Raw genomic sequence first — 25841 nt, 5'->3', positions numbered from 1 at the left:
GAAGGTGGGAACTAACATGACCAAGACATGGCGCCCGGCAACCCAGCTCGTTCACGGCGGCACGTTGCGCTCGCAATATGGCGAAACCTCGGAAGCGATCTTCCTGACCCAGGGCTTCGTCTACGATACGTCGGAAGCCGCCGAGGCCCGCTTCAAGGGCGAGACGGACGGCTTCATCTATGCACGCTACGGAAGCCCCACCAACGATATGTTCGAGAAGCGCATGTGCATGCTGGAAGGTGCGGAAGACGCGCGCGCCACCGCCTCCGGCATGGCCGCCGTCACCGCTGCAATCCTCTGCCAGCTGAAGGCCGGCGACCATATCGTCGCGGCACGCGCCCTCTTCGGCTCCTGCCGCTGGGTGGTCGAGACACTCGCTCCGAAATACGGGATCGACTGCACGCTGGTCGACGGCCGCCATCTCGAAAACTGGGAAAAGGCGATCACTCCGAAGACCAAGGTCTTCTTCTTGGAAAGCCCGACCAACCCCACACTGGAAGTGGTCGATATCGCCGGCGTCGCCAGGCTTGCCAACCAGATCGGCGCGAAAGTGGTGGTCGACAACGTCTTTGCAACCCCGCTCTTCCAGAAGCCGCTGGAGCTCGGCGCGCATATCGTCGTCTATTCGGCAACCAAGCATATCGACGGCCAGGGCCGCTGCCTCGGTGGCGTTGTGCTGTCCGACAAGGCCTGGATCGACGAGAACCTGCACGACTATTTCCGCCATACCGGCCCGGCCATGTCGCCGTTCAACGCCTGGACGCTTTTGAAGGGGATCGAGACCCTGCCGTTGCGCGTCAAGCAGCAGACGGAGAGCGCCTCGAAGATCGCCGATTTCCTGGCCGAGCAGAGCCAGGTGGCGCAGGTCATCTATCCGGGCCGCAAGGACCATCCGCAGGCCGATATCATCGCCAGCCAGATGACGGGCGGCTCGACGCTCGTCGCCTTCGAACTGAAGGGCGGCAAGGAAGCCGCCTTCAAACTTCAGAACGCGTTGGAGATCGTCAGAATTTCCAACAATCTGGGCGATTCCAAGAGCCTCATTACCCATCCGGCCACGACGACGCACAAGAACCTGACGGACGAGGCCCGTGCGGAGCTCGGCATTTCGCCCGGCACCGTACGCTTTTCCGCTGGCATCGAAGACACCGAGGACCTGCTCGAGGATTTCGCGAAGGCGCTTTCCGAAGTTACGGCCTAACAATCCGGCATGGTGAATCCGGTTCTGCCGGATTCACCATATCAGTTATCCCTAATTTCAAGAAACGCTCACACTCCGTTGTTCAAACCGTGAGAATTCTTGACGTTTCAGCAGCCCTGTACAATATCGGCCAGTGTGGTGGATTGAAATTCGCAGTATTGTTCGCGGCAAGCGCTGCGGCGAACTTCCAATCCGAAACCACGCTGGAATTATAAAGCTGCTCATGTTCTTTGGATTCGGAAGTTCGCTCCAAAGTTGCTGCGAAGTATGACGAACTTCGAAATCAGAAACGCAAGTGAGCATTGTTGAGGTGCCGCATGTATCGCGCCCGGACACGAGATATCGAAGTCGCTGTCGAACCCTACTACCTGGAGGAGCAATCCAATCCGGAGGAAAGCCGCTACGTCTGGGGTTACCGCATCGTCATCGAGAATCATTCGCCGATTTCCGTGAGGCTGGTCCATCGTTACTGGCACATCACCGATCAGAACGGTGTGGTGGACGAGGTCGACGGTCCCGGCGTGGTGGGCGAACAGCCACGGCTGAAACCCGGCGATTCCTACGAATATTCCTCGGGCTGCCCGCTCGACACGCCGTCCGGCATGATGTTCGGCCACTACGACATGCAGACAGACGAGGGCGAAACCTTCGAAGTGACCATCCCCGCCTTCTCTCTGGATTCGCCCGGCCTCCTGCGCGTACTCAACTGAACCCGCAGCCGCGGCGACAACCCCGAGGTTATGGGTTGTGCCGTTTTTTCTATTTGTTGCTCCTTTCCTCCTCCGGCATTCTCAGGCCGTCAAAACGGTCTTTGGGAGGAGCCTTGATGACACGTCCTCTTCTGCTGGCGTCCTGCGCCCTTCTGACGTTGGCGGCCTTCACACCCGCGCTGGCGCAGAACAAGAGCAGCTTCATCGACATGAAGGACAGGCCGGATTTTTCGGCCGCCACCGTCTCGCCGCAGATCGCCTGCGGGATGCTGAACGGCCAATCCCTCGCCGACGTAACCATGCTGAAGGCCACGCATGTGGCAATGGCCGGCACCCTGCCGGGCCATTGCCAGGTGACCGGATATATCCGACCGCAGATCCGCTTCGAGATCACCCTGCCCGACAACTGGAACCGGCGGCTCTACATGTTCGGCAATGGCGGTTATGCGGGCGAGAATCTCGCCGCGCCATCACGCATCGCCACGCGCGATGCCGAACTTTCGCGAGGTTTCCTGACAGTCCAGCAGAATACCGGACATGACGCAGCCACCTACAAGCTCGGCGATTTCGCTCAGGATCTCGATCTCCTGATCGACTACGGTTCACGTGCCGTGCATGTGACGGTCGAGACGGCGAAGGCGATCGCCGCACGCTATTACGACCGGCACCCTTCCTTCTCCTACTGGGATGGCTGCTCGACAGGCGGGCGCCAGGGGCTGATTTCCGCGCAGCGTTATCCCGGCGATTTCGACGGCATCCTGGCCGGTGCGCCCGTCCTCGACCTCACCAACACGCAGATATGGGGTGTCTGGAACGCCCGGGCGCTCATCAAGGCGCCGATCAGCAAGGCGCAGCTTCCCGTGCTGGCCAAGGCCGTGATGGACAAATGCGATGGGATAGACGGCGCCGAGGACGGGCTGATCGCCGACCCGCGTCAATGCAATTTCGATCCTGCCAAGGACCTGAAGACCTGCGAGGCCGGTGGTTCCGACTGCTTCACCAATGCGCAGGTGGAAACGCTGAAGACATTGGCCGGCGGCGTGAGGATCAAGGGCGAGACGATATTTCCCGGCGTGCAACACGGAACCGAGGGCGTCGATGCCTCCGGCACCAGCGGCTGGGACATGTGGATGGTCTCCGAAGAGGGCCCGAGCCGGCAGCTCGCCTATGGAGAAACCTTCGTAAAAAACATGGCCATGCTGCCCGCCTCCGGCAAGGCGATCGACTGGAAGACCTTCGACTTCGACACGGAATATCCGAAGATCGGCATGATCCGGGAGATCGTCGATGCGACCAATCCCGACCTCAGCGAATTCGAAAAGCGCGGCGGGCGGATGATCACCTATTTCGGCTGGTCCGACCCGGCGCTCAACCCGATGATGGGCGTCAATTACTACGAATCCGTCCGCAAGCAGATGGGCGCCGAGCGGACTGCGGAATTCTACCGCCTCTTCATGGTACCCGGCATGTACCACTGTAGCATGGGCTACGGCACGGACGTCTTTGACGCCTTTACGCCGCTGATGGATTGGGTGGAAAACGGCAAGCCGCCGGAGGTGATACAGGCCGCTCAGGTGAAGGACGGCAAGCCTGCCATGACACGGCCGCTCTGCCCCTATCCGCAGGTCGCAAAATATTCCGGCAGCGGCGACCTCAAGGACGGCACCAACTTCCAGTGCAAGATGCCATGAGACGAAAAAGGCGGGAGGAAACTCCCGCCTTCGACTTCAAGCCTCGGCGAATTCGGCCGCTTCGTAGCGATACGTGGTCGAGCAGAACTCGCAGGTGACGGCGATATGGCCATCTTCCTGGCTCGCCTCGATCTCCTCGGCGGTAAAGCCGTTCAGCACGCTCTTGATCTTCTCGCGCGAACAACTGCAGCGGTCATAGACGGTCTGCGGTTCGTAGACCCTCACCCCGCGCTCGTGGAACAGCCGGAACAGCAGCCGCTCGATCGGGACCTGCGGGTCCGTCAGCTCGTCCGTGTCGATCGTCTCCACCAAGGTACGCGCTTCCGTCCAGGCATCGTCCTCCGTGAAATCGAGCTCGCGCTCGTCGCCGTCACCGCCATGCAGGTCCGGCTGGCGCATGCGTTCCGGCGCCTGCGGCAGGAACTGGGCGACCAATCCGCCAGCCCGCCAGTTGTGGCGCGGCCTGCCCTCGGCATCACGGTCGAAAAGCTCGGCAACACCCAGACGAACCGTGGTCGGAATCTGCTCCGACTGGCGGAAATAGACGTCGGCAATTTCCTCGAGCGAGGAACCGTCGAGCGGCACGATGCCCTGATAGGGCTGCATGCCCCTGCCCTGATCGATGGTGAAGGCAAGTACGCCGTTGCCCAGGAGATCGGGCGGAGAGGTCCGATCTTCCTCGATGGCCTCGGCAAGCGCCTCTTCGTCATAGCGGGCATAGGCGCGCAGAGCATCGGGCGTGGAAAAGTCAGCGACCAGCAAGTCGACCGGACCGTCGCCTTTGGTCTGGACGGTGAACTTGCCATCGAATTTCAACGAGGTGCCGAGCAGCGCGGTCAGCACGATCGCCTCGGCAAGCAAACGCGCAACCGGCGCCGGATATTCATGGCGGCCGAGAATGGCGTTGAGCAACGGCCCAAGCTGAACCGCCCGTCCACGTACGTCCAAGCCTTCCACCTGGAAGGGAACGACGCGGTCATCTCCGGCAAAATCGAGATCGTTCAGTACCACAGTCGCTTCCGCCATGACTTCACTCCTTCGCGCCAACAGTCTTACACAAGCGCCAGCCCGAGCGGAACCGCTGGCTGGAGGAAAAGACGTGACGATGTATGTTGAAACGCCGCTTCTTAAAAACGCGGCGCGATTGACAGCCGGTAGATGGGACCGGCTTCATTGAAAATCAAGACTGCGCGCAACGAGGCTCAGACAGCGCCAAAGCACCAGGCGAGAATGGACTTCTGGGCATGCAGGCGGTTTTCCGCCTCGTCGAAAACGACCGACTGCGGACCATCGATCACCTCGTCGGTGACTTCCTCGCCGCGATGAGCGGGCAGGCAGTGCATGAAGAGCGCGTCCTTGTCCGCCCGTTTCATCAGCGCGCCGTTGACCTGGTAGGGCTGGAAGATGTTGTGGCCCCGCGCCTTGTGCTCCTGGTTCATGGAAACCCAGGTGTCCGTGACGACGAGATCGGCGCCGGCGACCGCGCGTTCGGCATCGTGGCAGAGCATGATATCGCCGCCATTGTCGCGCGCCCAGTTCAGGAACTTGTCATGCGGTTCGGAACCCATCGGCACCGCCATATTCATGCGATAGCCGAAACGGGCCGCGCCTTCCACGAAAGAATGCAGGACGTTGTTGCCGTCGCCCGTCCAGGCGAAGGTCTTGCCCTTCACCGGACCACGATGCTCCTCGAAGGTCATCAGGTCGGCCATGATCTGGCAGGGATGGGTGTCGTCCGTCAGGCCGTTGATGACCGGCACGGTCGCATGTTCGGCCATCTCCATAAGGCGCGAATGATCGGTGGTGCGGATCATGATCGCATCGACATAGCGGGAGAGGACTTTTGCCGTGTCGCCGATCGTCTCGGCGCGACCGAGCTGCATTTCCGTGCCGGAAAGAAAGAGCGTCTCGCCGCCGAGCTGGCGCATGCCGACATCGAAGGAAACGCGGGTGCGCGTCGAAGGCTTTTCGAAGATCATCGCCAGCATCTTGCCGGCAAGCGGCTTTTCCGCCGTACCCGCCTTGGTCGCCTGCTTGCGGGTCTTGGCATCGTCGAGGATCGTCCTCAGATCCGCCGAGGACATGGCGGAAAGATCGAGAAAATGTTTCGGTGCGGCCATCTTACGGTTCCCTATAGAGAGGGAACCATCAAATGGCGCCCCCTTCTGCCCCTCAGGCTGATTTCTTCAGTTCGGCGGAGGAAAGCTTTTCCGCCGCCTTTTCAAGACGGGCAAGCCCCTCGCGGGCCTCCTCGACGGTAACGGTCAGCGGCGGCAGGAGGCGCACCACATTGTCGCCGGCCGGAACGCCCAGCATATGTTCGCCGCGCATCGCCGCAACGAGATCGCCCGCCGGCACCTTCGCCTTGATACCGAGGAGCAGACCTTCGCCGCGGATTTCCTCGATGACATCGGGGAAGCGATCCTTGAGGCCGGCAAGCCCCTGGCGGAAGATCAACGATACGTCGCGCACATTTTCCAGGAAACCGTCGGCAAGGATGACATCCAGCACGGCATTGCCGACCGCCATGGCGAGCGGGTTGCCGCCATAGGTCGTACCATGGGTACCAGCCGTCATCCCCGACGCCGCATCCGCGGTCGCGAGGCAGGCGCCGAGCGGGAAGCCGCCGCCGATGCCCTTGGCGAGTGCCATGATATCCGGCGTGACGCCCGACCACTCGTAGGCGAAGAGTTTGCCGGTGCGACCGACGCCCGTCTGCACTTCGTCGAAAACCAGGAGCAGGCCCTTGTCGTCGCAGATCTTGCGCAGCGCAGCCAAGAATTCCTTCGGAACCGGACGGATGCCGCCCTCGCCCTGGATGGGCTCGATCAGGATCGCAGCCGTCTTTTCCGTGATGACCGCGTTCAACGCGTCCAGATCGCCGAAAGGCACCTGGTCGAACCCTTCGACCTTGGGCCCGAAGCCTTCCAGATATTTCGCCTGACCACCTGCGGCGATGGTCGCAAGCGTGCGGCCGTGGAAGGCGCCTTCGAAGGTCACGATATGGAACCGCTCCGGATGACCCTTCACATACTGATAACGGCGGGCTGTCTTGATGGCGCATTCCAGCGCCTCCGCACCGGAATTCGTGAAGAACACCTTATCCGCGAAGGATTTCCCGACGAGGCGGCGCGAGAGCGTCTCCTGCCCGGGCACTTCATAGAGATTGGAGGTGTGCCAGACCTTCTCGGCCTGCGCCTTCAGCGCTTCGACGAGATGCGGATGGGCATGACCAAGCGAGTTGACCGCGACACCCGATCCGAAGTCGAGATATCGCTCCCCGCCTTCCGTCACGAGCCATACACCCTCGCCACGCTCGAAACGCAACGGGGCCCGGGCAAAGGTGTCGAAAAGCGCGGCTTCAGCCATGGCGACATCACTCCTCTAGGCAATCCAAAAAGCCGTGGAACCGGCCAAAAAATCAAAAATGCCGCCCACTGGGCGGCGGTGGCACTATCGATGTTTAGGCTATGAATGTCAACAAACCGCGGTATTTTGCGTGACCTTGGCTAAGAAACAGGCAGGCGCCTTCAGATGTGACAAAAATGACTCTCCCGAACAGCAAGTTGGGGAAAACCACGAAATCGATTCCTGCAGATTCCTCCGACTCTTGCCACGGAGTCAGCCTCACACTAGGTTAATCGTCAATTACTAGACTGCATGCGGCGGAACTAGTCACCTCAAGCATAGATGTAGTGGGTGCTGCGGAATGATGTCCTCAGCAAAGGTGGAAGGATTCTGCATGCCTGCAACGTTCAACGGCGGAGAACGGGCATGAACTGGACAGACGAGCGTGTCGAGAAACTCAAGAGATTGTGGTCGGAAGGCCTTAGCGCCAGCCAGATCGCTGCGCAATTGGGGGGCGTGAGCCGCAATGCCGTGATCGGCAAAGTGCATCGCCTCAGCCTGCCGGGCCGGGCGAAGGCCGGCGGCACCGTGGCAACCGGTCGCAGCACCACCAAGCGCACGACGTCTGCCCCAAGGGCTCCGAACTACGCCTCCCGGGTTACGACCCGGACCGTCGCCCGTGCTGTCGGCGCGACCGTCATGAAGGAGGAGATCGAGGTCGACTCCTTCCAGGAAATGGAATACGTGCCGGCCGGCAATGTCGTGGTGCCGATTTCCCGCCGCCTGGCACTGACGGAACTCACCGAGCGCACCTGCAAATGGCCCGTCGGCGATCCGCTCAAGGAAGACTTCCACTTCTGCGGCTGCGACTCCCCGGATTCCTCACCTTATTGCAATTACCATGCCCGGCTCGCCTATCAGCCGGTGCACGACCGCCGCAGAGCCGCCGCCCGAGCCTGAAGAACCGGCACGAAGATGAATTGAAAGCGGGCTTCGAGGCCCGCTTTTTTGCGCATGACAGCCATGCCCTCCAACACTTGCCGATTGCTTCGAAAGCACCTATCTCAACGGAGCGAGGACGGCCTCCCCCATATTGGGCCAAGACTTCGGGACGACCCGGAACCAACCCATTCGGGGAGTATCATGCGCTCGACCAGCGACCGTATCCGCCACGCCATCAGCTTCGAAATTATCGCGCTGCTCATCGTCACGCCGCTCGGTGCGCTTGCCTTCGGCAAGCCGGTCTCCGACATCGGCGTTATCGCGATCGGCGGTGCGACGATCGCCACCGGCTGGAACTACCTCTACAATCTCGGTTTCGACCACCTGATGCGGCGGCTGACCGGAGGCACCCACAAGACGCCGGCAATTCGCGCAGGGCATGCCATCCTTTTCGAGGTGGGCCTGCTCGTCGTGCTTCTGCCGTTCGTTGCCTGGTATCTCGATATCAGCCTGTGGGAAGCGCTGATCATGGATCTCGCCTTTGCCGCCTTCTACGTCGTCTATGCCTTCGTCTTCAACTGGGCCTATGACCGGCTTTTCCCGCTGCCGGAATGGCAGAAGGCAGAGGCGCGTTAATGCGCGCCTCTTTTTCAGCCGTCAGGATTCCATAAGACAGGCTGTGAGTGCGAAAAGGACCATCCGCTGCCTTGCAGGCATCCGGTTTAGATCAGAACCTCACGGTGAATTCGCTTCCCTTGCCGACTTCCGACTTCACAATCAGGCGCGCCCGGTGACGAGTAAGGATATGCTTGACGATCGCAAGCCCGAGACCGGTGCCCTTCTTTGAGCGGCTGTCGGCAACGCTGACCCGGTAGAAACGCTCCGTCAGCCGCGGAACGTGCTCGGCGGGTATGCCTGGCCCCTGATCCACGACGCTCACCTCAACCGGCTTCGACGGTCCCTTCTTAAGATAAACATCGACGAACTTGCCTTCCTGACCATATTTGCAAGCATTCTCGATCAGGTTCTCGAAAACCTGGACGAGCTCGTCGCGATCACCCAGAACCTCGACCTTGCCCTCCGGCAGGTGCGTGCGGATTTCCACCCCGAGGTCTTCGGCAAGCGGCAGAAGCGCATCCCGCACGTGACCGATCAGGGGCCTCAGATCGACGGTCTGGTCAGGGGCGATATGGGATTTGAGCTCCAGGCGCGAAAGCGACATCAGGTCGTCGACGAGGCGGCTCATCCGCGTCGCCTGATCGAACATGATGGCAAGGAACCGCTCCTGGGCTGCCGGGTCGGACCGCGCCGGTCCTTGCAGCGTCTCGATGAAACCCCTCAGCGACGCAAGCGGCGTGCGTAATTCATGGCTTGCATTGGCGACGAAATCCGAACGCATCCGATCGATGCGGCGCAGTTCCGAAATGTCCTTGAACGACAGAAGGTAGAATTTCTGCACCTCGTCGTCCGGGGTCTCGGGCGCCCGCTGGCCGAGATCGATCGGCGCGACGCGCAGCATATAGACGCGTTCGGAAGGCAGGCGTTCGGAATGCTCGATCTGGTTCGGCTCGTCCGTGGCGATGGTCTCGCGCACCATGTCGAGAATGCCGGGCGAGCGTAACTTCGCGGAAAGATGCGAACCGGTGGGCAACGCACCGAAAGCCTTTTCCGCCGCCTTGTTCTGAAAAAGTACGGAGGCATCCTGCCCTAACACGAAAGCCGGAATATCCAGCGCTCCGAGGGTTGCAGCCACCTGCGGCAAAGGATCGAAAACCGGTTCCTCCTCTTCGACAACCTCCGGCTCCTCGACCGGCAAGACGGCCGGCTTGCGGGCCACCACGACGAGGATCAGGAGCAGCCAGCCGGCAAGCACACCCGGCCATGCCATACCGGCCAGAAGAGCGAGGGAGGCGACGAGCGTCAGGAGCAATAGCAAAGGCCGTTCCTGGCGAGCCCGGACAACCATCTCGCCCACACTCCGCCACCATTTTTCCAATACCGACTCCACGATCCGACTCGCCGTTCTCACAAGTTGAACACGCGCACATATATGCCTTGCGTGACAGATATACATCGCCTCCAATGGACCGATAAAAAAAACCGCGCTCACATGACAGTAGCCGGATTTCGAACCTGCGTTACATTTGAAAGTCGCTCTGTCTGCAACATTGAAGGAAGGGAATCATGGTGGATGTGACAGGAAGCCGGGCAGTCGACCTCAGGATCGGTGACAAGATCAGGCGGTTCGACATCGATGATCCGAAGCTGCCGGATTGGGTCGAAGACAATGCACTGGGCTCCGGCCGCTATCCCTATGACGACAAGATGGATGAGGACAAATACGAGAAGCAGCTCGAAAAGCTGCAGATCGAGCTCGTGAAGGTGCAGTTCTGGCTGAAGTCGACCGGCAAGCGGCTGATGGCGCTCTTCGAGGGCCGTGACGCCGCCGGCAAAGGCGGCACGATCTTCTCCATCCACGCCTATCTCAATCCGCGTTCAGCCCGGGTCGTGGCGCTCAGCAAACCGACCGAGACCGAAGCGGGGCAGTGGTATTTCCAGCGCTATATCGCGCATTTCCCGACTTCCGGCGAGATCGTGCTCTTCGACCGCTCCTGGTATAACCGCGCCGGCGTCGAACCGGTCATGGGTTTTTGCACGCCGGAACAATATAAAGACTTCATGAAGGCGGTACCGCGCTTCGAAGACACCATCTTCGATGAAGGCATCATCTTCTTCAAATTCTATCTGGATATCGGCCGCGAGATGCAGCTCAAGCGTTTCCATGAGCGCAGGCATGACCCGCTGAAGATCTGGAAGCTCTCGCCGATGGATATCGCCGCGCTCAACAAGTGGGACGACTATACCGAAAAGCGCGACGCGATGCTCGAAAAGACGCACGAGAAGGAAACGCCCTGGACGATCGTGCGGGCGAACGACAAGCGCCGCGCCCGCATCAATGTCATCCGCCATATGCTGCAGTCACTCGACTACGACGGCAAGGACAAGAGCGCCATCGACGAGGTCGATGACAAGATCCTGGGCTTCGGGCCGAAATTCCTGAAATAGGACTATTGGCCCGGCAGGATGCGCACCGAATAAAGCAGCACCGGCCGGTCGGCGCCGTCGAGGCCGCTGTTGACGATCAGGCGGCCGGGGCTGTTGGGCGCCAGCGACCGTTCGAAGGTGACGCGGAAGAGCGCATCCTGCTTCTCCTGCGTTGCCGTGAACCGATGGCGGCTGCAATTGCCGAGACTGCCGAAATCACAGCGCACCGACAGTTGCACGGAATTGTCCTGGGCCGATTGCAGCGTCAGCGCCACCGTCGAGCTCTTGCCGGCCATCTCACGCAACACTTCCGGCGGTACATCGATTGCCACGTCGCCGCCTTCGCCGGGCGTGGCGGATACGATGCGGACGGCCTGTCCCTCGGCCCCCGCCACGGCCTCCACCTGCGCCCGGTCCCCAGGCTTCAGCTCCGCAACCCGGGAGGGAACGAAGATTTCCGCCCAGTCATCGGAAAACCCGCTGCGCGGATCAAAGGCTATCGGTCCCTCTCCCGATCCTGTGGCGGTGGCCCGGTCGGCCGCCTTCATCGCCTCCTCGATAAACGACTGCACCATGCCGGACTGATAAAACCACCAGCAGGCGCCACCGACGACGGCGAGCGTGATCAGCCATGTCATGAGATGCGAGAGGAAACCGCGGCGCCGGCGCGGCTTCGCAGCGCGCTCCGGCGGAACGTCCAGGGTCGTGCCGGAAGGTGGTGCCGGCGTCTTCTTTGTCTTTGCAGCCTTGGCGGGCTTCGCTTCCGGCACGGCCTCGAGGCGCTCTGCACGGGCAGCACCGAGACCGCCGAGATCGCCGGAAGACCCCATCGGCGCGGCTGCGGCCGCCTCAACCGGGGGAGCGGTGGAAGCAGCAGGCGCGGTCGCCGCCGATCGCGTTTCGCCATCGAGCATGACCTCCGGCTCCCGCCTTGCCGGCTCGGAAGCGGCGGTCGTCTGGACAGGCGGATCCACACGCTGTGGTTCCGGATCATAGGGAAGTTCGGTATCGAGTTCGAGGACAGGCATCGGCGCCGGTTGCTCCAGGCGCCGAAGTTCCTCCGCCTCGATCTCCTGAATTTTCCGCTCCAGCAGTTCCTGCTGCTGCATGATGGTCAGCCGGTCGGAGACGCCCTGCTTGCGAAGACCGGCATCCAGCGCCTGTCGTGCCGACTGATAAATACGGGCCCTGACATCCCGGTTCAACCGGTCCGAGCGTTCCAGTGCGTTCCTGATGGCCGTTTCCAAACCGCTCACTGCCGGTCCTTCTTCCTTCTTGTTCCCGACACACGGGTATTCACGTTTCGGTAACCTCTCCGCAGAAGAACTGCAAGCGCCGCCTGCCCGCTGCACCATGGCGAAAAATAAGGTGAGCTTATGTTCCGGCCTGCCCCTGGCGATTTCAGGATCGCCACGGTTGAAAAATTTTACACCGACTTTTCGCGCCCCGCAGCATCTGCTAGGGAGATTTACGTTTGCGTAAAAGTAAATCGGGAGGGACTTACCGCATGCTTCCAGCAATCCTCAAGGACAGGCTGCGCCTGCCCGTGGTCGCGTCGCCGCTTTTCATCATCTCCCATCCGGAACTGACCCTGGCGCAGTGCAAGGCCGGCGTGGTCGGCGCCTTTCCGGCCCTCAACGCCCGGCCGGAAAGCCAGCTCGACGAATGGCTGGCGATGATCACCGAGGATCTGGCCGCCTACAATGCCGCGAACCCGGAAAGGCCCGCAGCTCCCTTTGCAGTCAACCAGATCGTGCACACCTCCAACAAGCGGCTGGAGCACGATCTCATGATGTGCGTGAAATACAAGGTTCCGATCGTCATCTCCTCGCTCGGTGCAGTGCCGGAGGTCAACGCTGCAGTGCATTCCTATGGTGGCATCGTACTTCATGACGTCATCAACAACCGCCACGCCAATTCAGCAATCCGCAAGGGCGCGGACGGGCTGATCGCGGTCGCAGCCGGCGCCGGAGGCCATGCCGGCACGCTATCGCCTTTCGCCTTGGTGCAGGAAATCCGCGAATGGTTCGACGGTCCTCTGCTGCTTGCGGGCGCAATCGCCACCGGCGGGGGGGTTCTGGCCGCCGAAGCCATGGGAGCGGACATGGCCTATATCGGCTCGCCCTTCATCGCCACCCATGAAGCGCGCGCTTCCGAAAGCTACAAGCAGATGATGGTCGATTCGAACGCCGCCGACATCGTCTATTCGAATTATTTCACCGGGGTTCACGGCAATTATCTCAAAGGCTCCATACGGGCCATGGGCATGGATCCGGATGCCTTGCCCGCCGCCGACCCGTCGAAGATGGATTTCGACAAGGCGGTGAGCGGGCCGAAGGCCTGGAAGGAAATCTGGGGTGCGGGACAGGGCGTCGGCGCAGTCAAAGCGGTGGTTCCCGTGGCCGAACTCATCGATCGGCTGGAGAGCGAGTACCGCACGGCACGGAAGCGCCTCGCGCTTTGAGCCCGGCCCTCGACGAGGAAGGCGCATTTCAGGAAAATCGCAGAGCGGATCAAATCCCGGCTTGAAATCGCAAGTTTTTGCCTGTATCAGCCGCATCACTTGCAGCCGGCCAAGCCGCCCGCTGCCCGTGCCGCTTTAGCTCAGTCGGTAGAGCACATCATTCGTAATGATGGGGTCAGGTGTTCGAGTCACCTAAGCGGCACCATTTTTCTTCAAACACGTGGAAATTTCCATCGCCAGACCGGCTGGCATCGGGCTGCCGAGCATGGCGTCTCATCCCGCTGCGGCGTCCGAATCCGCCTCCGCAAAGAGCGCCTGCAATTCCATCTGAACCGCATGCATGAACAAACCTGCCTGCCGCGATATCTCTTCCTCCGCCATTCCCTGCCCCCTGAGCGCTGCGGCAAAGCCTGTGATCTCCGATCGCCAGAAATGGTTTGCGGTCTCCCCATGGAGCCGCCGGAGGGCTTCTGCGCATCGTCTTACATCGCCGGTGCGCCGATCGGCCGGGAACTGCAGAACCGTCATTTCATCTCCATCACTGTCACGCGAATCGCCTCAGAATGCAGGCACCATCGCCGCCGATCCTTCACAAAGGGTGAACCGGTCCACCGGGCGTATTTCCCGCCGCCTCTCGCCGCAGCCACCCGGCAAGGCCGTCGAAGCACGCCTCACCAGGCCGGGGAGCGATTTTTTCCGGGAAACTCGCGAAAATACGCCTTTTTGTCAGGTCGGGCGTCCGATCAGGCGAATAGCCGAGATCGAGTGAAAATGGTCACTTTCCGGCATTCACCAACCAGACGCTCGATCCATACGTCGGAACATCCAGATGAAATACAGACCAGAGATAGATGGTCTTCGCGCAATCGCCGTGGTCTCGGTCATTCTGGCGCATGCCGGTCTTCGCCTGACGACTGGCGGGTTCATTGGCGTGGACGTCTTCTTCGTCATCTCCGGATATCTGATCACAAAGATCATCCATGACGACCTGACGAACGGGAAATTTTCGCTCTGGAAATTTTACGAGCGGCGAGCGCGACGAATTCTTCCGGCCCTGCTTGTCGTTCTCGCTGCATCCTCCGTTTTTGCGTGGATGTGGATGCTTCCCGACTATCTGGAGAATTTTGGCCAAAGCGTCGTCGCTACCCTGCTGTTCTCCAATAATATCCTGCTCGCCCTGACGAGCGGTTACTGGGAACTGGAAAGTTACTTCAAGCCTCTCCTTCACACCTGGAGCCTCGGGGTCGAGGAGCAATTTTATATAGCGTTTCCGCTTCTGATGTTCCTGCTCAGGAAGCAGACGAAACAGGTAATCCTGGGTTTCTTCTGCATTCTCGCGCTCGCCAGCATCGCGTTCGCTCAGGTTGGCTCTGTCCAATTTCCGTCCGGAAACTTCTACCTTCCATTCGGAAGGGCGTGGGAACTGCTGCTGGGAAGCATCTGCGCCTTAACGCCCCTTCGACCAAGACGCCACGACGGCTTGCTGGCATTCGTGGGACTGGCGTTGGTGCTGGGGTCCGTGGTTTTTTTTGATGAGAAACTTCCAACGCCATCGGTTTTCCTCTTGCCGCCCGTCGTTGGCGCTGTGCTGATCATTCTTTTCGCCAACGGGCAAAACCGGGTAGGGCAGCTTCTCTCGACCAAGGCGTTCGTCATGATCGGGCTGATCAGCTACAGCGCCTATCTGTGGCACCAGCCGATATTCGCATTTGCCCGCATCCGAAGCCTGGATCCGCCTTCGCCCGCCCTGATGGCGGCTTTGACACTGTCCATTTTTCCGGTCGCCTGGCTTTCCTGGCGCTTCATCGAGCTGCCTTTCAGGAAACCGGCCTTGTTGAAGGTGAGGCCCTTCACAGCGATCTGTACCGCTGCTGCGGCCCTTATGGTGACTTTCGGACTCTATCTTCACGCAACCCAGGGACGGCCGGACAGACTATTCCCAAACGCCAAGCAGGGCGATCTCTACATAGCCTACAATGAGCGGATCAGGACTTATACCGCAGATACTTTCCCCGCAAATGCGCAGGAAAATGTTCTGGTGATTGGCGACAGCTTCGCGCGTGATGTGGCAAACGCGCTGTTCGAAGGCGGCTTTCTTGCCAGCCGAAATCTCGTTTACAGAGAAGACCTTCCCGCCTATTGCCGGCAGGGCGAAATGCAGTCCCAGGTCCACGACGCCCTTTTCCAACAGGCCGACTACATCGTTCTCACCGGCATTGACGATTGCGCTTCGCTGCTGGTCTCCCGCGCGAAGCAGCTCGAAAGGAGAGCCCTGGTGATTGGCCCGAAGCATTTCGGCTACAACCTCAACCCGTTCATCGGGACGCCGATCGAAAAAAGAGCCTATGCCCTGACCACTCCGATTGAAAGCGTCCGCGTACAGAACGAGACTTTGAGAAGACAGCTTCCTCCCGAAAACTATTTCGACCTCCTGGCCTCCCTCGAAGGCAATAGGGGCGGATTGCCGGTTTTCGACGATCGCGGCCAGATGATCTCGCAGGACAGAATGCACTTCACGAAGTTCGGCGCAATCTATGCGGCTCCGATGATTGTCTCCGCGGTCAGATCAATCAGCCCGTGAAGACGGGATCTGCCGGACCATCTTAAGGGGTCTGTGCCGCCTCGGCACAGGAGCTGTGGAAAATAAAAGTTCGTTTACTTCGATCCTTAACGGCACTGGAACCAAGAGCAGGACTCGAAAAACGTCAGGCGCGTCGCGCCGGGCGGAGTCCTCCCCGCCTGGGCAGCGGCCGGAGGCTCGGTGCGGCGGATCACGCATCAGGCGGGCGCCGGGCCTCCAGAAGGTTGATATCACGATCGCCGGAAAACGATCCGCTTAATCAGAACATTTGTTCGATCGGGCCGCTTCGCAAATTTGCGGCGCATGATCCTGGCTCCTTCGACATTGGCACTAAAGCGCGGCGGATGGTCGACGACCACCCTCCGGTGTCTCGACGCTCATATCTGAAAAATCAATGACTGCGGGCATCAGGGCCCTGCCGGCGACGGGATCGCTCTCATGTCAATAAAGGAAGCCATCAGTTTCCTTGACGAACGGGAGTACGCGAAGGAATATCGCGCCCGTCGCCAGCCCTGGCGGCTCAAGAAATTTCCCGAGGAGAATTCATGTCGCTGGACCAGGAGATCATCGAGACACTCAAAGGCGTTTCCACCGCCACGCTAACCACGGTGCTTTTGAAGAAGGGCCTGCGAAACGTCTGGATGCGCGGCACCAAGCCGATCAGGCCCGGCCAGGACCGTGTCGTCGGCAGGGCCTTCACTCTGCGCTTCGTGCCTGCCCGCGAGGACCTGGCGACGCCGGAAAGCTGGTCTTCGCCAATCTCGACCCGTGCTGCGATCGAGGCGATGCCGGAAGGCTGCGTGGCGGTCGCGGACGCGATGGGCGTCACCGATGCCGGCATTTTCGGTGACATTCTTTGCGCCCGCATGGCCAAGCGCAATGTGGCGGCTCTCGTTACCGACGGCGTCATGCGCGACGCGGAAGGCGTGCTCGGCAGCGGCATGAAGGTCTGGTGCAACGGGGTCGCAGCCCCGCCGTCCGTTGCCGGGCTTACTTTCGTCGGCTGGCAGGAGCCAATCGCCTGCGGCGGCGTCGCGGTCTTCCCGGATGATATCGTCGTGGTGGACGAAGACGGTGCCGTGCTGATCCCCGCGAAACTCCTCGACGCGGTGCTTGCGGAAGCTCCCGAGCAGGAACGCATGGAAGCCTGGATCATGACCGAGGTCGATCGCGGCGTGCCGCTGCCCGGCCTCTATCCAATGAACGCAGAAACGAAAGCCCGCTACCAGGCCTGGAAGGACAGCCAGAAATGACATTCGGAGCCGATTCCAAAGGCGTCTATGCCATCGCCACCACGCCCTTCCTTGAAGACGGCTCGATCGACTTTGTCTCGATCGACCGGCTGACGGATTTCTACGAGGAAAGCGGCTGCACAGGCATCACTATCCTCGGCATTATGGGCGAGGCACCGAAGATGGAGCCCGAAGAGAGCCGCGCCATCGTCAAACGCGTCCTCTCGCGTGCCAAGGTGCCGGTGATCGTCGGCGTTTCGGCGCCCGGCTTTGCCGGCATGCGGTCGCTGGCACGCGATGCGATGGAGATGGGTGCGGCCGGAGTCATGATCGCCCCGCCGCCTTCGCTGAGGACCGATGACCAGATCGTCAACTATTTCGCCGGCGCCGTCGAGGCGGTTGGCGAGGATGTGCCATGGGTGCTGCAGGACTATCCGCTGACGCTGACCGTCGTCATTTCGCCCGGCGTCATTGCGAAGATCATGACCAACCATCCGTCCTGCCTGATGCTGAAGCATGAAGACTGGCCGGGACTCGAGAAGATTTCAAAGCTGCGCGCCATGCAGAAGGCGGGCGAACTGCGTCCCTTCTCGGTCCTGTGCGGCAATGGCGGACTGTTCCTTGATTTCGAACCGGAACGCGGCGCCGACGGCGCGATGACCGGCTATGGTTTCCCGGACATGCTGACCGAACTGATCAGCCTTTTTGCAGCCGGTAAGCGGGACGAGGCGCATGATCTCTTCGATGCGCATCTGCCACTCATCCGCTACGAGCAACAGGTCGGCGTCGGCCTTGCGATCAGGAAGCACGTGCTGAAACGGCGCGGGGTTATCGCCACGGATGTGCAGCGCAAGCCGGCGCAGATGCTTTCGGCGACTGCGAAGGCGGAAGTCGACTACCTGCTTGCCCGCCTCGCCAAGCACGACAAGCGGGCGGCGCTCTGAATCCGGTAGCGCCTCCCTTCACAAAGCGAGGCGCGCCACCCTCTCGGCAATCGCCATGGAGGCCGTGAGGCCGGGGCTTTCGATACCGTAAAGCGCAGCGTAAGCGGGATGGCCGGTCGCCTCAGGTCCCTGAATGACGAAGTCGCCGCCACCACCCCCGTTAGGCCCAACCACCTTGGGACGCATGCCGGAATAGGCAGGCTGCAATGCTCCATCGGGCAGGTCCGGCCAATAACGGCGGATGGCTGCGTAAAACCTGTCCGCCCGGCGCGGATCGACATCGTAGTCGATCGTCTCGACCCATTCGACATCCGGTCCGAAACGCGCCTGACCGGCGAGATCGAGCGTCAGGTGGACGCCGAGGCCGCCCGGTTCCGGCACCGGATAGATGAGCCGCGCCGCCGGCGCACGGCCGGCGAGCGAGAAATAGCAGCCCTTGGCATAATGGCGTTCCGGCATCGTCTTTGAGTCAAGGCCGGTCAAGCCCTCCGAGACCGCCCAGGCATTCAGGCCCGCGGCGTTGACCACCAGCTTCGCCTCGATCTCCACCGGATCGCGGCCGCCGACCGAAAGCCGGACGGCATCGTTCAGCAGTTCGCCAGCAAGGACGGGCGAGTTCAGCACAATCGCGCCGCCATGCGCCTCGATATCGGCGGCATAAGCCTCCATCAGCCGGTGGCTGTCGATGATGCCGGTTGAGGACGAGACAAGTGCGGCGTACCCTCTGATCCGCGGTTCCATGCGCGCCAGTTCTGCAGCATCGCTCAGATAGCAGTCATCGACCCCGTTGGCTTCCGCCTGTTTCAGGAGCTTTTCGAGATAGCCGACTTCCGCCTCGCTGGAGGCAACCACCAGCTTGCCGCATCGCCTGTGCGGGATATCTCTTTCACGGCAATAGTCGTAGAGCCGATGTTTGCCGGCGACACAAAGCTCCGCCTTCAGGCTGCCGGTCGGATAATAGAGCCCGGCATGGATAACCTCGCTGTTACGGGCGGACGTGATGCTGCCGGTCATCGGCTCCGTCTCCAGGAGCACGACCTCGCGGCCGGCGACCGCCAGTTCACGAGCGATGGCCAACCCTACTACGCCGCCGCCGACAATGACGCAATCGAGCGTCAGGATCTCACTCATCCTCCTCCCCCTGCAATTTTACCTTCCGGTTGGCAGGTTGGATGATATACGAGAAAACCATCGCGGCCAGCGCTTCAATCGGAGGAGGGATTTAAGACATGCAGGACGTTTCTCAATGAAGGTGGTGTTTCTCGACCGCGACACGATCGGCCCCTCGGTGACGATCATAAGACCCTCTTTTGCGCACGAATGGGTGGAGTACGGCAAGACGGCGCCGGAGGACGTTGCGGCGCGCATCGCCGATGCGGATATCGTCGTCACCAACAAGGCACCGGTCCGCGAGCAGGCAATAGCCGCTGCATCGAAGCTGAAAATGATCGCTGTCGCCGCCACCGGCTATGACGTGATCGACCTCGCTTTCGCCAAGGAGCGCGGCATCATCGTGTCCAACGTGCGCGGCTATGCGGTCAACACGGTGCCGGAGCACACATTCGCGCTGATCTTCGCGCTGCGCCGCTCGATCGTCGGCTTCCGGCAGGACGTGATCGCCGGCGAATGGCAGCGTGCCAACCAGTTCTGCTTCTTCAACCACCCGATCCGCGACCTCGCCGGCTCGACGCTCGGCGTCTTCGGACGCGGCACGCTCGGCAAATCGGTGGCGCGGATTGGCGAGGCATTCGGCATGAAGGTGATCTTCGCAGCGCGAAAAGACGCGGAAAAGGTCGAACCGGGTTACACGGCTTTCGATGACGTATTGGAAACCGTCGACATCATCACCTTCCACATGCCGCTGACGCCGACGACGCGAAACCTGATCGGGATCGAGGAATTCCGCAGGATGAAGAAGCGCCCGCTGATCATCAACACGGCGCGCGGCGGGCTGGTGAACGAGGCGGACCTGGTCACCGCGCTCGACGAGGGGCTGATCGCCGGCGCCGGTTTCGACGTTCTGACGAAGGAACCGCCGGCGCCCGACAATCCGCTGCTCGCCGTCCTCGAGCGGCCGAACGTCATCGTGACACCGCATGTCGCCTGGGCGAGCGACGAGGCGATGCAGACGCTCTGGGCGCAGGTGATCAGCCATATCGAGAATTTCAAAAAGGGCACGCCCACCAACGTTCTTTAACGTCATCGCGGCCTCAAGGAGCGCAATCGATGGACCTCAGCACCCCCACCATCCGCCGCCCGCTTTCGGCCTGCCCGCTGGAGGTGGCGGCGCAGGCCTATACCGAAGGCTTTGCGGGTTATGTCGTTCCGGTCAACGTCACGCCGCAGGCCTTGGCGCTGCGCATCCAGCGGGAGGACGTCGATCCCGACATCAGCCAAGTCTTCTTCGACGGTGAAAAACCCGCGGGCATCCTGCTCGTTGCAAGACGAGGCGACCGGTCGCGCATCAGCGCACTCGGCATCGGCCCTACGATCCGCGCCAAGGGGCTTGGACGCAACATCATGCGCGAAGCCATCGAGGCGGCCAGGGCGCGCGGCGAGGCGAAACTCATCCTCGAGGTGATCAATTCCAATGTCCGGGCGCGCGACCTCTATCTCTCGCTCGGCTTCGAAATCACCCGAAAGCTGGTCGGCTTCAGCCGCAGCCACGAGCTCGCCGCCCCGGACGTGATGCCGGCAACGGAATGCGATCTCGCGACCGCCGTCGAGATGCTGTCAAAATTCTCGGATGCCGACCCGACCTGGCAGACGGACCCGATCTGCTTCCGGCAGGCCGGGCCGCCGCTCAAGGGCTTTGCGCTCGACGGAAAGGCGGCCGCATTGGTGGATGACAGCGGCCGCGACGTGCGGCTTTACGGCCTTGCCGTCGATCCGGACTATCGCCGCCGGGGATTGGGCCGGTCGCTGACGGATGCACTGGCGGCGCGCTATTCCGGGCGCAAGCTCTACGTCGTCGAAAATGTACCGGAGGGCGTGCTCGATCGTTTCATGCGGCGCGTCGCCTGGCGCAAGAGCAGGCTGACGCAGTCGGAAATGTCGCTGGAGCTCAAGTAAATTCGTCCATTACGACACATAGATACAAAAGTATTTCCGACTTTAGCGAAACATTTAGGGGTGATGCTGAAGATGGACGCTTGACTTCCGCGCCTTATCTGCGCTGGGATTTCAGGACAAAGAGGGGTTGGGCGATGGCAAATGCATTCGAAAATGCGGTGCGCGAATTTATTGCGGAAAATTTCCTTTTCCGCGCCGATGCCGACGTGACGAACAGCCAGTCGCTGCTCGATACCGGCGTGATCGACTCGACCGGTGTGCTCGAACTCATCGCCTTTCTGGAGCAGACTTACGGCATCACGATCGCCGACGAAGAGATCGTGCCGGAAAACCTCGACAGCATCGACAACATGACCCGATATCTCGCCTCCAAGCTTCCCGCGGCGGCGTGAGCGGCGGAAAGGTCATGCGATGCGCCTAGAGGCACGGCTCCGCGACAGCGCCCGACGGTTCGGCAACAAGATCGCGCTTGTTGCGGGTGACGTCCGGCTGACCTATGCGGGCCTCGATGCGCAATCCGACCGGTTGGCGGCGAGCCTCGCCCGCGCCGGCGTCAAGCCCGGAGACCGGGTACTGATGCTGCTGGATAACGGCCACGAGGCCGTCACCAGCTTCTTTGGCGCCTGGAAGGCCGGTGCGGTGCCCTGCCCGCTCCATCCTTCGATCAAAGCGGACAAGCTCGCCATCATCCTGGAAAGCACCGAGGCGGCTGCGATCCTCACGCAGGCGCGCCAGCAGATGGTTGTCAATGCCGCGGTCGCCGGCGCGAAGAGCCGGCCTATAATGATCGTCGCACAGGCGGATGCGGGAAGAGATACCGGCGAGGCCTTGCGGTTCGAGGAGGCCGTGGCGCGCGAGCCGAAGGCGCCGCCGCGGGAATTCCGAAACGAGGAAGCGCTTGCCCTGTTGATCCATACCTCGGGATCGACCGGGCGACCGAAGGGCGTCATGCTCACGCATGTCAATGTCCAGGCCGCCTGCGACGCAATCGCCTCCTATCTCGACAATACGGCGGACGACATCGTGCTGAGCGTGCTGCCTCTCTCATTCGGCTATGGCATTACGCAGATGGTCACGATGGTGACGGTCGGCGGCACGCTGGTTCTGGAAAAGAGCTTCGCGTTTCCGCGCAAGATCCTGGAGCGGCTGGCGGAGGTAAAGGCTACCGGCTTCCCACTGGTGCCGCCGATGGCGGCACTCATTGCCGGCATGAAGGATCTCGAGCCCGGCTTTCTGCCGCAGCTGCGCTATATAACCAGTGCGGCCGCCGCCATGCCGCCTGCTTTCACCGAACGACTGCAACGTCTTTTCCCGGCAACACGGCTTTTCCTGATGTACGGTCAGACCGAATGCCTGCGCGCCACCTACCTGCCGCCGGATGAAATTGCCCGCCGGCCTCTTTCGGTCGGCAAGGCCATTCCCGGCACCAGGGCCTTCGTCATCGACGAGGACGGGTTCCCGGCGCCGCCCGACGTGGTCGGAGAGCTCGTCGTCGAAGGGCCGCACGTGATGTCCGGCTATTGGGGCGACAGCCTGACGTCGCTGCGCGCGCTTTCTCCCGTGGCTGATGGCCGGCGGCTGCATACCGGCGATCTGTTCCGCACCGATGCGGACGGGTTTCTCTACTTTGTCAGCCGGCGCGACGATATCATCAAGACGCGCGGCGAAAAGGTGAGCCCGCAGGAGGTCGAGCGGGTTCTCTATGCGCTGCCGGGCATACGCGAAGCGGTCGTCGGCGGCATTGACGACCCGGTCTTCGGTCAGGCGATCCGCGCCTATGTGGTGATCGAGGATGGCGCGGTGCTGACGGAACGCGAGATCATCCGCCACTGCGCGGGCCAGCTTGAAGATTACATGGTGCCGAAAAGCGTCGAATTCCGCGATGCATTGCCGCGCACGACGACCGGCAAGATCCGGCTCGGAGCCGGTGAGACCAACGAAATCATACGGGAGAATGTGGCATGATCCAGAGTTTGAAGCGTGCCCGGGTTGCGGAGAAATTCTCGGCCGAAACACTGAGGCTCGACGCGGAAGCGGAAATCGAACGCATCTGCGGCTGGATCCGCGAAACGGTACTCAAGGACCTGCGCAAGCGCGGCGCCGTGCTGGGGCTTTCCGGCGGTATCGATTCCAGCGTGACGGCTGCACTCTGCGCCCGTGCGCTCGGGCCCGCCAAGGTTACCAGTATCTTCATGCCGGAGCACGATTCCGATCCGGAAAGCCTGCGCCTCGGCAAGGCGCTGGCCGAAGCCGTCGGCATCGAAACAGTGCTGGAGGATATCGGCCCGGCGCTCGCCGCCGCGGGCTGCTACACCCGCCGCGACGGTTTCATCCGCCAGATCGTGCCGGAATTCGGCGAAGGCTGGGGATGCAAGGTGGTGCTGGAAAATGCGCTCTCCAACCGAGGCTACAATATTTCCTGGCTGGTCGTCGCCAATCCGGCCGGCGAACAGAGCCGCCATCGCATGCCGCTCGATGTCTATCTCGGCATGATCGCCGCCGCCAACATGAAGCAGCGCACCCGCAAGCAGATCGAATATTACCACGCCGACCGGCTGAATTTCGCGGTTGCCGGCACGCCGAACCGGCTGGAATACGACCAGGGCTTTTTCGTCAAGAACGGCGATGGCGCGGCCGACTTCAAGCCTATCGCGCATCTCTACAAGAGCCAGGTCTACCAGCTCGCCGAAGCGCTCGGCGTGCCCGCCGACATTCGCCGCCGCCCGCCGACAACCGATACCTGGTCGCTGCCGCAGGGCCAGGACGAATATTACTTCTCGCTGCCCTATGACCGGATGGACCTTTGCCTCTACGGGCTCGAAAACGGCATTTCGCGGGAAGACGTGGGGGAGGCCGTGGGAATCACCCCGGATCAGGTCGAGGCCGTCTGGCGCAATATCGCCTCCAAACGCAAGGTTGCGGAATACCTGCACGCCGAGCCGTTGACGATGATCGGCTGACGAAAGTCAGTCGAAGCGGTCGCCGATCAGGCGCGTCCAGCCTTCGCCGGCCAGCCCGCTGATCAGCGCCTGGCCGGACCTGACCGGCTCCAGCAGCGCCTTGTCCCGCGCATGTGCGACATAGAAAGAGCGGCTGTAGAAGAAGGTGCGGCGGGTCATCAGCGCCGGAATCAGCCAAGGATGTGCAGCACCGCGCAGCCCGGCGCAGCCGAGCCCGTAGGCGTGGGTGAAGAGATCGTCGACGAGATCGCCCGCCATGGCCGGTGCGGCAAGCGCCTGAAGCACCCAGCCGATGCCTCCCGGCTCCGTGAAATAGGCGTAGGCGGCAATCGGCCTGTTGTCGGCAGCATAACCGACCCGCCATTCCGGATAGCCGAAATTCAGCTTCTGCTCCGCCTGACGGATGAACCAGCCGAGGCTGTCCGCGTCCCAGCGCGGCCTCAGGGGATAGAAATCCTTGAGCGTCAACAGCGCATCGCCGAACACGTCCGGCGTCACATCGCGAAAGGTGAGCTTGCCATTGTAGGCCGGATGGAAGGGCGATTTGCTGACCAGCGACACCATGCGGTCTGTAAGCCGGCCGAACGGACGCAGGAGCCGGGCCGGGCCAAAGCGGCGTTCCAGCAGTTGCACGCCGATCGCGGCCGGTCGCAACACGCGCAGCCAGTTCAGGCTGTATCCCGGGTCGAGTGGGTGACCGGCCTTCTGCCACATACCGAGCGCTGTCTGGTTGGCCGTCTCCGTCAGAGAGATATCCTGCGGGCCCGACAGAAAAGCGCGAACGAGGCGCGCGCCGGCGAGCGGATTTTCCTTCGGATTTTCCACCATCAGCGAACTTGCAAAAGCCGCACGCAGCAGACGGCCATCCAATTCCAGGCGCGAGGGAAAAACGCCGACGAAACCCGATATCCGGCCATTCCCCTCGACGAAAACCTTCGAGCGGATATCCGGCTCCGTCCAGGGATGATCGAAAAAGGCCTGTTTCAGATAGGTGACGAGCGAAGGCGATGGCGTCTTCGTGTCACGGAACGTCCTTTGAAAAAGCTGTGCGACGGCATCGACGTCGCCACGTTCAAAGTCGCGGACCGTACCCGCTTCCGTCCTGCCCGTCATGATCATCCCCTTGTTGGGGAAAGAACTTGCATGATGAGAATTAAATAAACGAAAAGAGGCTCGCTGATCGCGAGCCTCCCAAAAACGAATACTCTACCGGTTACATCCAATAGGGCGGAACGCCGTAATAGTCGTAGATCGACCGGCCGTCGTTGTACCAGGTCTCGTCGTCCAGATCGCGATACCGCGGGGCGCCGACGATCTGGTCCTTCGTCAAGTCGATACGATAGCCATCGAGCTCTTCATCGTAGCGCAGCTTTTCCCAAGGCAGCGGATAATAGTCGTCGCCGATCCCCAGGAAGCCACCGAAACTCAGCACCGCATAAGCAACTCGGCCGCCGCGCTTTTCAAGCAACACGCGCTCGATAGATCCAATACGCTTGCCATCGGCGCCGTAGACGCGCGTGCCTTCCACCTTGTCGCTGGCGATCAGCGACGGCGTATCCTTGACATAGGGGTCCTGTCCAGCTCGCGGTTCGTGATGCAACATGACGCACCTCCTTGTTTTCCTCGTATATTGTTACGTCTGGAAAACTCC

General features: G+C 61.3%; 24 protein-coding genes and 1 tRNA gene. 16 read left to right on the top strand and 9 right to left on the bottom strand.

Translation table 11 applies throughout. The annotated features are described in order from the left end of the window. Positions 1-16 precede the first annotated feature (16 nt). From QEO92_RS00585 to QEO92_RS00575, 3 genes are all read left to right on the top strand, one after another. Complete coding sequence (locus tag QEO92_RS00585; protein WP_227701792.1) at positions 17-1201, top strand: O-succinylhomoserine sulfhydrylase; 1185 nt, start codon at positions 17-19, stop codon at positions 1199-1201. 317 nt (positions 1202-1518) lie between these two features. Then, the gene (gene apaG / locus QEO92_RS00580) at positions 1519-1911 is read left to right on the top strand and encodes a Co2+/Mg2+ efflux protein ApaG (protein WP_037159018.1); all 393 of its coding nucleotides are present in this window, start codon (positions 1519-1521) and stop codon (positions 1909-1911) included. 116 nt (positions 1912-2027) lie between these two features. Continuing rightward, positions 2028-3602: a tannase/feruloyl esterase family alpha/beta hydrolase gene (locus tag QEO92_RS00575; RefSeq protein ID WP_227701791.1), complete on the top strand. Its 1575-nt coding sequence runs from the start codon at positions 2028-2030 to the stop codon at positions 3600-3602. A gap of 36 nt (positions 3603-3638) precedes the next feature. Here the strand turns inward: QEO92_RS00575 and QEO92_RS00570 are convergent, their stop codons facing one another. The 3 genes from QEO92_RS00570 to QEO92_RS00560 all read right to left on the bottom strand — a co-directional run bounded on the left by QEO92_RS00570 (position 3639) and on the right by QEO92_RS00560 (position 6971). Beyond that, on the bottom strand, positions 3639-4628 hold the full coding sequence (locus QEO92_RS00570; RefSeq protein WP_227701790.1) for an Hsp33 family molecular chaperone: 990 nt from the start codon (positions 4626-4628) through the stop codon (positions 3639-3641). Positions 4629-4804: 176 nt separating this feature from the next. Beyond that, on the bottom strand, positions 4805-5722 hold the full coding sequence (gene argF, locus QEO92_RS00565) for an ornithine carbamoyltransferase (RefSeq protein WP_037159027.1): 918 nt from the start codon (positions 5720-5722) through the stop codon (positions 4805-4807). A gap of 52 nt (positions 5723-5774) precedes the next feature. Further along, positions 5775-6971, bottom strand: a complete 1197-nt coding sequence (locus QEO92_RS00560) for an aspartate aminotransferase family protein (RefSeq protein ID WP_037159028.1) — start codon at positions 6969-6971, stop codon at positions 5775-5777. Between the two features lie 405 nt (positions 6972-7376). Between QEO92_RS00560 and QEO92_RS00555 the strand changes: the two genes are divergently transcribed. Both QEO92_RS00555 and QEO92_RS00550 read left to right on the top strand, forming a co-directional pair. Next, positions 7377-7910: a GcrA family cell cycle regulator gene (locus tag QEO92_RS00555; RefSeq protein ID WP_037159029.1), complete on the top strand. Its 534-nt coding sequence runs from the start codon at positions 7377-7379 to the stop codon at positions 7908-7910. A gap of 183 nt (positions 7911-8093) precedes the next feature. Beyond that, positions 8094-8528: a PACE efflux transporter gene (locus QEO92_RS00550; RefSeq protein ID WP_037159030.1), complete on the top strand. Its 435-nt coding sequence runs from the start codon at positions 8094-8096 to the stop codon at positions 8526-8528. A 91-nt stretch (positions 8529-8619) separates the two neighbouring features. Here the strand turns inward: QEO92_RS00550 and phoR are convergent, their stop codons facing one another. Next, positions 8620-9858, bottom strand: a complete 1239-nt coding sequence (gene phoR / locus QEO92_RS00545) for a phosphate regulon sensor histidine kinase PhoR (protein ID WP_037159031.1) — start codon at positions 9856-9858, stop codon at positions 8620-8622. Positions 9859-10076: 218 nt separating this feature from the next. On the opposite strand from phoR, the gene ppk2 reads away from it, so the two are divergent. Then, positions 10077-10958 carry a polyphosphate kinase 2 gene (gene ppk2, locus QEO92_RS00540; protein ID WP_037159032.1) on the top strand — a complete coding sequence of 294 codons (882 nt, stop codon included), beginning with the start codon at positions 10077-10079 and terminating at the stop codon, positions 10956-10958. A gap of 2 nt (positions 10959-10960) precedes the next feature. Here the strand turns inward: ppk2 and QEO92_RS00535 are convergent, their stop codons facing one another. Further along, on the bottom strand, positions 10961-12193 hold the full coding sequence (locus QEO92_RS00535) for a hypothetical protein (protein WP_037159034.1): 1233 nt from the start codon (positions 12191-12193) through the stop codon (positions 10961-10963). A 251-nt stretch (positions 12194-12444) separates the two neighbouring features. Here QEO92_RS00535 and QEO92_RS00530 point away from each other — a divergent pair, with 251 nt between their 5' ends. Both QEO92_RS00530 and QEO92_RS00525 read left to right on the top strand, forming a co-directional pair. Further along, a complete protein-coding gene (locus QEO92_RS00530) occupies positions 12445-13401 on the top strand; it encodes an NAD(P)H-dependent flavin oxidoreductase (protein ID WP_037159035.1) in 957 nt (318 codons plus the stop codon). 129 nt (positions 13402-13530) lie between these two features. Further along, a tRNA-Thr gene (locus tag QEO92_RS00525) sits at positions 13531-13606 on the top strand. A gap of 68 nt (positions 13607-13674) precedes the next feature. Here QEO92_RS00525 and QEO92_RS00520 read toward each other — a convergent pair. Further along, positions 13675-13929 (bottom strand): DUF6074 family protein, encoded by a 255-nt coding sequence (locus QEO92_RS00520; protein ID WP_227701789.1) that lies wholly within the window; start codon positions 13927-13929, stop codon positions 13675-13677. A 301-nt stretch (positions 13930-14230) separates the two neighbouring features. Here QEO92_RS00520 and QEO92_RS00515 point away from each other — a divergent pair, with 301 nt between their 5' ends. The 3 genes from QEO92_RS00515 (at position 14231) to QEO92_RS00505 (ending at position 18158) form a co-directional block, all read left to right on the top strand. Further along, complete coding sequence (locus QEO92_RS00515; RefSeq protein WP_227701788.1) at positions 14231-15982, top strand: acyltransferase family protein; 1752 nt, start codon at positions 14231-14233, stop codon at positions 15980-15982. Positions 15983-16527: 545 nt separating this feature from the next. Next, entirely contained in the window at positions 16528-17235 is a 708-nt protein-coding gene (locus tag QEO92_RS00510; RefSeq protein ID WP_227701787.1) for a ribonuclease activity regulator RraA, read from the top strand. Beyond that, on the top strand, positions 17232-18158 hold the full coding sequence (locus tag QEO92_RS00505; RefSeq protein WP_227701786.1) for a dihydrodipicolinate synthase family protein: 927 nt from the start codon (positions 17232-17234) through the stop codon (positions 18156-18158). The genes QEO92_RS00510 and QEO92_RS00505 overlap by 4 nt, the downstream gene beginning before the upstream one ends. Before the next feature lie 18 nt (positions 18159-18176). Here the strand turns inward: QEO92_RS00505 and QEO92_RS00500 are convergent, their stop codons facing one another. Beyond that, positions 18177-19289, bottom strand: a complete 1113-nt coding sequence (locus QEO92_RS00500) for an NAD(P)/FAD-dependent oxidoreductase (RefSeq protein WP_227701785.1) — start codon at positions 19287-19289, stop codon at positions 18177-18179. A gap of 115 nt (positions 19290-19404) precedes the next feature. Between QEO92_RS00500 and QEO92_RS00495 the strand changes: the two genes are divergently transcribed. The 5 genes from QEO92_RS00495 to nadE all read left to right on the top strand — a co-directional run bounded on the left by QEO92_RS00495 (position 19405) and on the right by nadE (position 24190). Further along, positions 19405-20355, top strand: a complete 951-nt coding sequence (locus QEO92_RS00495; RefSeq protein WP_227701784.1) for a D-2-hydroxyacid dehydrogenase — start codon at positions 19405-19407, stop codon at positions 20353-20355. A 29-nt stretch (positions 20356-20384) separates the two neighbouring features. Then, the gene (locus QEO92_RS00490; RefSeq protein WP_227701783.1) at positions 20385-21230 is read left to right on the top strand and encodes a GNAT family N-acetyltransferase; all 846 of its coding nucleotides are present in this window, start codon (positions 20385-20387) and stop codon (positions 21228-21230) included. Between the two features lie 134 nt (positions 21231-21364). Then, positions 21365-21622, top strand: coding sequence for an acyl carrier protein (locus QEO92_RS00485; RefSeq protein ID WP_037160005.1), 258 nt, complete (start codon positions 21365-21367; stop codon positions 21620-21622). Between the two features lie 19 nt (positions 21623-21641). Further along, entirely contained in the window at positions 21642-23195 is a 1554-nt protein-coding gene (locus tag QEO92_RS00480; RefSeq protein WP_227701782.1) for a class I adenylate-forming enzyme family protein, read from the top strand. Further along, entirely contained in the window at positions 23192-24190 is a 999-nt protein-coding gene (gene nadE, locus QEO92_RS00475; RefSeq protein WP_227701781.1) for an NAD(+) synthase, read from the top strand. The genes QEO92_RS00480 and nadE overlap by 4 nt, the downstream gene beginning before the upstream one ends. A 6-nt stretch (positions 24191-24196) precedes the next feature. On the opposite strand, the gene QEO92_RS00470 is transcribed toward nadE, so the two are convergent. Next, positions 24197-25303 carry a hypothetical protein gene (locus QEO92_RS00470; protein ID WP_227701780.1) on the bottom strand — a complete coding sequence of 369 codons (1107 nt, stop codon included), beginning with the start codon at positions 25301-25303 and terminating at the stop codon, positions 24197-24199. 100 nt (positions 25304-25403) lie between these two features. Continuing rightward, positions 25404-25793 (bottom strand): PRC-barrel domain-containing protein, encoded by a 390-nt coding sequence (locus QEO92_RS00465; RefSeq protein WP_227701779.1) that lies wholly within the window; start codon positions 25791-25793, stop codon positions 25404-25406. Between the last annotated feature and the right edge of the window lie 48 nt (positions 25794-25841).

The sequence above is a fragment of the Neorhizobium petrolearium genome (genome assembly GCF_029854435.1).
GTDB classification, from domain to species: domain Bacteria; phylum Pseudomonadota; class Alphaproteobacteria; order Rhizobiales; family Rhizobiaceae; genus Neorhizobium; species Neorhizobium petrolearium.
Note: the sequence above shows the minus strand (reverse complement) of the source record. Positions and strands in the feature narration are given on the sequence as shown.

Coding starts and splice junctions, on each gene's coding strand:
- QEO92_RS00470 (WP_227701780.1), bottom strand. CDS start 25,303: ATGACGGGCAGGACGGAAGCGGGTACGGTCCGCGACTTTGAACGTGGC.
- QEO92_RS00520 (WP_227701789.1), bottom strand. CDS start 13,929: ATGACGGTTCTGCAGTTCCCGGCCGATCGGCGCACCGGCGATGTAAGA.
- QEO92_RS00510 (WP_227701787.1), top strand. CDS start 16,528: ATGTCGCTGGACCAGGAGATCATCGAGACACTCAAAGGCGTTTCCACC.
- argF (WP_037159027.1), bottom strand. CDS start 5,722: ATGGCCGCACCGAAACATTTTCTCGATCTTTCCGCCATGTCCTCGGCG.
- QEO92_RS00495 (WP_227701784.1), top strand. CDS start 19,405: ATGAAGGTGGTGTTTCTCGACCGCGACACGATCGGCCCCTCGGTGACG.
- QEO92_RS00560 (WP_037159028.1), bottom strand. CDS start 6,971: ATGGCTGAAGCCGCGCTTTTCGACACCTTTGCCCGGGCCCCGTTGCGT.
- QEO92_RS00585 (WP_227701792.1), top strand. CDS start 17: ATGACCAAGACATGGCGCCCGGCAACCCAGCTCGTTCACGGCGGCACG.
- QEO92_RS00530 (WP_037159035.1), top strand. CDS start 12,445: ATGCTTCCAGCAATCCTCAAGGACAGGCTGCGCCTGCCCGTGGTCGCG.
- QEO92_RS00480 (WP_227701782.1), top strand. CDS start 21,642: ATGCGCCTAGAGGCACGGCTCCGCGACAGCGCCCGACGGTTCGGCAAC.
- QEO92_RS00485 (WP_037160005.1), top strand. CDS start 21,365: ATGGCAAATGCATTCGAAAATGCGGTGCGCGAATTTATTGCGGAAAAT.
- phoR (WP_037159031.1), bottom strand. CDS start 9,858: ATGGTTGTCCGGGCTCGCCAGGAACGGCCTTTGCTATTGCTCCTGACG.
- ppk2 (WP_037159032.1), top strand. CDS start 10,077: ATGGTGGATGTGACAGGAAGCCGGGCAGTCGACCTCAGGATCGGTGAC.
- nadE (WP_227701781.1), top strand. CDS start 23,192: ATGATCCAGAGTTTGAAGCGTGCCCGGGTTGCGGAGAAATTCTCGGCC.
- apaG (WP_037159018.1), top strand. CDS start 1,519: ATGTATCGCGCCCGGACACGAGATATCGAAGTCGCTGTCGAACCCTAC.
- QEO92_RS00555 (WP_037159029.1), top strand. CDS start 7,377: ATGAACTGGACAGACGAGCGTGTCGAGAAACTCAAGAGATTGTGGTCG.
- QEO92_RS00570 (WP_227701790.1), bottom strand. CDS start 4,628: ATGGCGGAAGCGACTGTGGTACTGAACGATCTCGATTTTGCCGGAGAT.
- QEO92_RS00490 (WP_227701783.1), top strand. CDS start 20,385: ATGGACCTCAGCACCCCCACCATCCGCCGCCCGCTTTCGGCCTGCCCG.
- QEO92_RS00505 (WP_227701786.1), top strand. CDS start 17,232: ATGACATTCGGAGCCGATTCCAAAGGCGTCTATGCCATCGCCACCACG.
- QEO92_RS00515 (WP_227701788.1), top strand. CDS start 14,231: ATGAAATACAGACCAGAGATAGATGGTCTTCGCGCAATCGCCGTGGTC.
- QEO92_RS00465 (WP_227701779.1), bottom strand. CDS start 25,793: ATGTTGCATCACGAACCGCGAGCTGGACAGGACCCCTATGTCAAGGAT.
- QEO92_RS00550 (WP_037159030.1), top strand. CDS start 8,094: ATGCGCTCGACCAGCGACCGTATCCGCCACGCCATCAGCTTCGAAATT.
- QEO92_RS00575 (WP_227701791.1), top strand. CDS start 2,028: ATGACACGTCCTCTTCTGCTGGCGTCCTGCGCCCTTCTGACGTTGGCG.
- QEO92_RS00500 (WP_227701785.1), bottom strand. CDS start 19,289: ATGAGTGAGATCCTGACGCTCGATTGCGTCATTGTCGGCGGCGGCGTA.